At 33.0% G+C, this 7,090-nt stretch carries 7 protein-coding genes; 4 read left to right on the top strand and 3 right to left on the bottom strand.

Annotated elements, in window-relative coordinates; all coding sequences use genetic code 11:
• The first annotated feature begins 427 nt into the window (after positions 1-427).
• From K8V80_RS03600 to K8V80_RS03585, 4 genes are all read left to right on the top strand, one after another.
• Positions 428-910 (top strand): RNA polymerase sigma factor, encoded by a 483-nt coding sequence (locus K8V80_RS03600; protein WP_276775510.1) that lies wholly within the window; start codon positions 428-430, stop codon positions 908-910.
• Positions 911-920: 10 nt separating this feature from the next.
• Positions 921-1,499: a hypothetical protein gene (locus K8V80_RS03595; RefSeq protein ID WP_276775508.1), complete on the top strand. Its 579-nt coding sequence runs from the start codon at positions 921-923 to the stop codon at positions 1,497-1,499.
• 653 nt (positions 1,500-2,152) lie between these two features.
• Positions 2,153-3,508, top strand: a complete 1,356-nt coding sequence (locus K8V80_RS03590) for a fimbria major subunit (RefSeq protein WP_276775507.1) — start codon at positions 2,153-2,155, stop codon at positions 3,506-3,508.
• Between the two features lie 160 nt (positions 3,509-3,668).
• Positions 3,669-5,144, top strand: a complete 1,476-nt coding sequence (locus K8V80_RS03585) for a hypothetical protein (RefSeq protein ID WP_276775505.1) — start codon at positions 3,669-3,671, stop codon at positions 5,142-5,144.
• A gap of 100 nt (positions 5,145-5,244) precedes the next feature.
• Here K8V80_RS03585 and K8V80_RS03580 read toward each other — a convergent pair whose 3' ends face one another.
• The 3 genes from K8V80_RS03580 to K8V80_RS03570 form a co-directional block, all read right to left on the bottom strand.
• Positions 5,245-5,688 (bottom strand): DUF4186 domain-containing protein, encoded by a 444-nt coding sequence (locus K8V80_RS03580; protein ID WP_276775503.1) that lies wholly within the window; start codon positions 5,686-5,688, stop codon positions 5,245-5,247.
• 106 nt (positions 5,689-5,794) lie between these two features.
• Complete coding sequence (locus K8V80_RS03575; RefSeq protein ID WP_276775501.1) at positions 5,795-6,304, bottom strand: threonine/serine exporter family protein; 510 nt, start codon at positions 6,302-6,304, stop codon at positions 5,795-5,797.
• Positions 6,305-6,316: 12 nt separating this feature from the next.
• On the bottom strand, positions 6,317-7,090 hold a 774-nt coding region (locus tag K8V80_RS03570), incomplete at its 5' end, for a threonine/serine ThrE exporter family protein (RefSeq protein WP_276775499.1).

Raw genomic sequence — 7,090 nt, 5'->3', positions numbered from 1 at the left:
GGGAGATGATGGAGAGAGTGTTCCAGAAAAATTCGATTATTCTGGTGTTATGGCAGGGGGTCGATATCTTACACCAAACAGTTGGGATTCATGGTCTTTCTCTTCTATAAATTCAGGAATGGTAAATACATTACCCCTACCTCAATGGATGGTTTCGGCAATTGCAAATTGAATGTGCTAAGAAAGAATTGAAATAAATAATCCGAGATAACTTTTAGTGAAGTTATCTCGGATTATTTATTTAAGGAATAGCTTAGAGTAAGCTAACCTATTTGTGACATAATGCTAATTGATTCTTTTGAGATGATATTGAGTGAATAGCATTCCCTTTTCGTCTATATTTGTTAATGTATGTAAATAAATGAGGTAATCTGAAAGGATTTCAGAAACTCCGTGTCTAATAAAGTAGATAACAGAATGAATAAGGATGGATAATATTGAATTGGAATTTACCAAAATGGTTAGAGAATATAAGCAGACGATATATACAGTGTGCTATTTTTTCTCTAAAAATACAGATGAAATCAATGATCTTTACCAAGAGGTTCTTATAAACTTATGGAGAGGTTTTGAAAAATTCCGTAGCGAAAGTAGTTTGAAAACTTGGGTTTGGCGTGTTAGCTTAAACTCTTGTTACAATCAAGAACGAAAGAAGAAGCGTAGTGTACAGACAATTCCTCTTTCAGTCAATATCGATTTATACAAAGATACTGATGTTGAAAGTAAACAGATTCAATTACTTTATGATAGGATTAACCGCTTAGATGTCTTTGATAGGGCAATAGTTCTTCTTTGGCTGGAGAATGTAACTTATCAAGAGATCGCGAATATTGTCGGTATATCTCTTTCCAATGTTACCACCCGTTTGTTCCGAATAAAAGAGCAATTAAAATCTATGTCCAACCATTAAAATCTTTATTATGACACAAAATGTAGAATCATTAGACTTGCAAAAACTGAAAGAACAGTTTAATCTAATAAGCGAAAAACTCAATAAGCAAAAAATTATCAATGAAAAGATTCTCAGAGAGTCTATGCATGAAAAGTTGTCGTATGTTGAAAAGAGATACCGAATACAGCTTGGAATTACCATTCTTGTTGTTCCTCTATTAGCCATTCTATTTTTTAAGCTCCATTTTCATTGGGGGTTTGTCCTTTTGATGGGCATCATAGCTCTTGTACAATTGGGCTTAGATACCCTATGCTATAGAATATTAGATCCACGTAATTTGCCTAACTTGAGTATGACTAGTGCTATTGAAAAAGTAGCGAAGTATAAGAAAGCTCATACATTGAGAACCAGTATTTTAATTGCTCCAGCGATAGCGTTAATTGTGTGGACTATTTTAATAGCAAGTGGCTATAGTTGGAATATTCCTATTATACTTCTTTCTTCTACTCTTATGATCGGAGCCGTTATCCGAGGTTTTTTAATAGAAAAAGCAAACTTGAGGCGAATTGATGAGGTACTGGAAGACATAAAAGAGTTAAAAGAGTGAGAATATTGAACCAACTAAGTCTTTGATTTCTTTTTAATACATAAAAACATTTCTAAAAAACTTCTGGAGAAATAAAGTAGGCTGTCTATTATTCTTAGATAGCCTATTTTATTGTAGGGGGGTGAAGCGTACTCTCCTAAGAAGTTGAAAAAGGAACTAGATATACGTAAACTAAACAATGAGTGGATAAGAAATCATTGAAAATCTTTATAACTATGTAATCTACTTGTAATAAATAGATTAAATAAAATATCTTATTTGTTGTTCTTATTTTTAATAGTCAAAGAATAAAAAGAACGCTCTAGTTCCTTTATAATAGAGGATGTCAGCTTTTAAGAGTTGATATCTTGTTGCATTTATTCAATTGAATTCTATTCTTTTTCTTCAATAAAAAACAGATGAACTACTCCTATTTAAAAAAAACTATATTTATATTTCTGTACAATCATAGTTTAAAATAAAAGTTTGTGAATGAGGTCTAATGAATCAATAAATAGAATTGGTCATGCTTTAATAAGTAGAGTAGCAAGAAGTAAACAAGAGAATTTGAATAGATTTCTTTAAACTAGATATTAAACTGTATGTATGATTTTAAGGAGTAATAACATTCGGATACAGTAGTAGCTGACATCCGGGCAAAGAAGAAAAATAATATGATGAAGTATTTAAAACATTTCTTTACCCTTGGATTAATTTTGATAGGAGCAGTAGCTTGTTCACGCCATATTGTAGAGGAGAGGCACCCTTCTAATAAAGAAGAATCTGCCTATATAAGACTACATATAGGTACTTCTTTAGGAATAAACTCACAGAACCATCGAATCCTAGAAAAGCCAATTTTAGAAGGGGATGATAAAATATCAGAGATAGAAGTTTATTTATTGAAAAAGGAAAATGGAGTCTATGTGAATTGTCGTGAAGATAATATGCCTTATTTTTCTAAAACTTATGATAAGCCCATGAGTGAAATCTTTTTGTATTTGGATGCAGACTTGTTGGGAGTTGGGACTTACTACGTAGTAACATTTGCTAATACGAGCTATTTAAAACAGAATATACAAGAGCAAATATCCAACTTATTTGATGCCTCAGGAAAGTTCAATGTCAGCCACTTTTATCTTTATGAGTCCGATTACATGGATACCTATCCGCAATCAGGTCAGTTCCCTATGAGTAATTCTTCTACTTATATAAGTAATGATATAGAGGGCTTTTTAGATCAATATAGTTTTGTTATAACAGAAGATTCAAAGCTCGAAAATATTGAATTAGAGGTTGGGTTGGATCGGTTGATGGCTTGTGTTCAGATTAATAATGAGCATCCTTTACCCACTTCTTTAGAATTAGAAGAGGGGCTATCCTTAGTCTATAAAGATTTTGCCACATTTAATTTATATTTAGGTGATTATGTTTTCAAACATCTAAAGTATACAGATGAAAGTGATATAGTCATTAAAAAATTAAGTTCTTCTTTTATTAAAAAGAGAAATGGATGGGATGTTTATTACGATGAAGAATGGAGTAATATAATGAGATTGTTTAGTGATAGGGTTAAAATTATACCAGAAAACAGTCCTTATTACCAATCCTCAATAGGCAAACCAACCCAAGGACAAGCTACAGGCGTTTTGATTCGAGTTTTGGGAAGAAAAGGTGGCAATGATGTTTCTCTATATGCCAAAAAGAAAGGAGATTCTTATAAGTTATATGGCGGAATTCCCTCTGATGTAGAAAAGGATTCAGAAGATATTATTCAATACCCTCAGGGTATGTTTTATACATTCTATCTTCGAGAACCTAATTTACCTTTGAGTAGTGGTCAACCACATTATGGAGTGGTAAGAAATACAGCTTATATACTAACCATTAAGGCTATTGATAATCTAGGAGGAATAAAACCTTTTGAGGATTTACCTACACCAGATGAAGATTCAGATATTCGTGAAGCTATCACAAATATAGAAGTTCATATACAGCCATGGATAAATGTGATTATTAATTTTGAATGATACTGTTTTAATATTGAGTGTCATACAAGTACATTCTGAAAACAATAAGAATTTTATTAATACTTCGTTTGTCTTATTAATAGATTTTATATCAAAAATAGTGATTTACAACTTATTATAAATCCAGTAGTAATAAAAACTATAGCTAAAGCTTGAAATTATGAAAACAGTAACATCCTATTTATCACTTATTTTATCTTTATTATTTGTTGTGTCTTGTGGAGATACCGGACCTTACTTTGTGCCTAATAAACCAGAGGTGATTAAGCCTGGAGTTACTTCTCATTTTGTTCATATTGTGTTGGATATTTCGCCTTTGCCTATTTCTACTAGAAGTTCAGCATCTATAAAAGATGGATTCTTTTTTTTGGTAAGTAGAGATGATGCGTGGAATATGAAGCTTGTAGAACGAGTTTATTTTGATGAAAGTAATATAGATTCAGAATTAGCTACTATTGGAGGCGTAACCATCAGATATTTAAAAATAAATCTGAAAGCAAAGGAAGGTAAATATTTAGCTTTAGTTCTTGCAAATCCAACTGATGATATAAAACAAATAATTGAAAAGTCGGAAACTCCATGGTTGGAAACACTTGAGTTCAAGGAAGGATACCTAAAAGATCCAGGTGGTTTGGAGAAAGTATTGACCAATATCATACCAAAAGGTAAATCTGTGACCTTAGAAAATCTTTATCCTACCATAGAGGTGGGGGCCGAAGAGACTGTAGTTATACCCTTAGGCAGAATATTATCTAAAATAAGTTTTCAAAATGTTAATCCACTTGTGCCACCAAATTACCCTGGGAAAGTAGTGATAAGGCCTATATTAAGTGACAGCGAATATAATAAAATGCCCGTTGTTTCTTTCCGAACTGCTAATTTAGGACTTGTAAATATTCCTAAGAAATTGTACTTATGGCCCAATTATATTCAAATGACTAATAATAAATTATTTCCTATTAGTCCTCACAAAGGTGCCTACATAAAAAATATTTCAGAATCTAAGAACTACTGGAATAAAACCTTAAATGATTATGTGTATTTTCAAAATAATCAAACAACTATAGGGGGTACACATAAACATATAGGAGAGAACTTTGAAAAATACTCTTATTATTTACCTGAAAATATAGGAACTGTATATAACGAGAACTCGAATGACTATGAAGCATATCGAGGGTGTGTTACTGCCATAATAATAAGAGTGAGAGAAAGAGGGTTGTCTGATTTTGTATCCTTCCAAGAAGCGGGTAACTCATATTATAACTATTTAGTACATAGCAAAGCTAAACCTAACTGGTCTGATCAAAATTTGATAAAAAAGAAAGATAAGATTCTTTATGAATATAATGGATATATGTACTACTACTATTATATAGTGGACCCCAATTATAAAGTAAGTATGAAAAATGGAAGAGTGCAGAGTTTTCCTGCCATCTTTAGAAATACAAATTATACAATTAATATGCCTAAACTACATAAGATAGGTACAAATGCTCCTGGACTAAATTTAAGAAAAGCTGTTGATAGAAGCTATAATGTTTTCAATGAATTAGAGAGTGTGAATAATGCAAGATTTAAAGGTGATCTGGGTAGCCCAGAGTCTCAAGAGATCATAATTACTACTGAAGAATGAGTCGTATTCAAATTTCTTGTTGGAATGTATTGATAAGTAGTTTTGTAAAGGAGATGTTAAACGAGTCTTTTTATACCAGGTTTTGTCTAGATGAAAAGAGTTAGCTATTGCGTTTAATCCAAGTTATAATAACACTTACGATGTATTCTTGCTCTTGAGCAGATAGAATTCTACCCGATAGAATCTGATGCCATTTATAAAGACATCCTCGGCAGCAGCATCCAGTGGCATGTTGTGCCATAAAAACGGGGTGTCCATGCATGGGGGTTTGTTTTCCATCATTAGGTATTATAGCTGGAGCTAGTCTTTTTGCGATAAAGTCGCTTGCATGTTTCTGTATGGTCACTAAACCTTTATCGTGAATATAAATTTTATCCTTTACAGTGAGGTGAAATTTACTTCTAAAAGTGGACTTAGCTAACTTATTAAATAAAGCAGCGTGATTATATTGGGTAATTAATGCTTCAAGATGTTTTTCTTCGGATGAAATGAATTCCGAATCTTGAAACAAGTCGAGTTGTTTATTCTTAGAATTGGATCTCATGATTTTGTATTGTAAGTGTTTTACTCTCTAAGTATGTAAAACACGCGTCTAGTTGCCGAAAGCTATGCTGGATGGGATGTGTGGACAAAATTAAATACTAATAGTATTACTCCTTTTTATTGCTTATAATATTTCTAAATACATCTCTAGAACTCTCTTTTCTGAATAATAAAACACTAATACTTATGCCTATAGCAAGAGTAAAAAGCAGAGAAACAGTAAGCATAAAATTGTGAACCATCTCGGGGAGAATAGTCGAATCGTTGAGAAGATAATTATAATCAGTACTCTTAATGCCAGCAATCATAGTGCGATAAGCGTACATTCCAGGAATCATAGTGATACATGCTGGCATCGTAAATACGACAGGAGGATGATCAACACAACGTGCTGCAAATATACCTATAAAGCCAATAAGTACCGAGGCTGCTAGGGTAGATGAGATTAACCCAAACTGAAGTTGTATTAGAATAAAACGTAATGCATGCCCCATTCCGCCTAGTAGCCCTGCCACATAAAGTACTTTTCGAGACGTTCCAAATAGAATAGCCCAACAAAAACCTACTGTAAAGGCAATTCCAAAATCACGTAATATATCAAGAATAGTGAGTTCCATTATTTTGTTATTTTAGAAGTTCTGAATACCAATAAGTGTAATGCAGAGGGTCATTCCTGCAGCAATGCATAGAAGTATAAACCCACTAAACAGCATTCTATTTATAGAAGATGAAATGTATCCCTCTATAAGGTCTATAACTGAATTGATGAGTGGTACACCAGGTATCAAATATAATACAGCTGTCGCTATAGCAGCTTCAGGAGATCTTCCTACATTAAACTTTGCCGCAAGACCTGTAACGAGGGTGGTTACAAATGCTGCCGCTGTAATATGTATAATCGTATTGTACTTCTTCTTAGCCATAAAGGATCGAACTAAATACCCCAGAAAAGCAGCTCCAAAAGCCACTAGAGCATTGAGGTAATCTCCGAAAGAGAATAGGCATAAGCCAGCACAAGAAGTAGCAATAGCTATGGCAACCGTAAACGTATTATAAGCTTTTAATGTAGTAATATCTTGAAATAGATCTTCTACTTTTTTGATGTCGAGCTTTTCGTCATGTACTCGCCATGATAAAGCTGAAATTTTAGATAAAATATCTAGGTGGATATTATGTGTTGGCGTTTCCCTATATCTTGTTACTACATTGGTAGGGTTGCTTTTATCTATTACAGTGGTAAGTACACCTTTAAAAGTAAGGTGAAGATGCACTTCGAAGTTCCATACATTCGCCATGCGGTTAATATTTCTATTTACACGTCCGCAGTGGGCTCCAGATGCAATAAGATAAGTAGCAATATCAAGAACAAAATTTGCTATGCGCTGTGCTGGAATAGTAATCAT

The organism is Bacteroides coprosuis (genome assembly GCF_020741705.1).
Lineage (GTDB): Bacteria > Bacteroidota > Bacteroidia > Bacteroidales > Bacteroidaceae > Bacteroides_E > Bacteroides_E coprosuis.
The sequence above is the reverse complement of the archived record's forward strand: the minus strand, read 5'-3'. Positions and strand labels throughout refer to the sequence as shown.

Excerpts from the sequence above, each read along its gene's own strand:
- K8V80_RS03600 (WP_276775510.1), top strand. The coding sequence starts at position 428 with ATGGATAATATTGAATTGGAATTTACCAAAATGGTTAGAGAATATAAG.
- K8V80_RS03595 (WP_276775508.1), top strand. The coding sequence starts at position 921 with ATGACACAAAATGTAGAATCATTAGACTTGCAAAAACTGAAAGAACAG.
- K8V80_RS03590 (WP_276775507.1), top strand. The coding sequence starts at position 2,153 with ATGATGAAGTATTTAAAACATTTCTTTACCCTTGGATTAATTTTGATA.
- K8V80_RS03585 (WP_276775505.1), top strand. The coding sequence starts at position 3,669 with ATGAAAACAGTAACATCCTATTTATCACTTATTTTATCTTTATTATTT.
- K8V80_RS03580 (WP_276775503.1), bottom strand. The coding sequence starts at position 5,688 with ATGAGATCCAATTCTAAGAATAAACAACTCGACTTGTTTCAAGATTCG.
- K8V80_RS03575 (WP_276775501.1), bottom strand. The coding sequence starts at position 6,304 with ATGGAACTCACTATTCTTGATATATTACGTGATTTTGGAATTGCCTTT.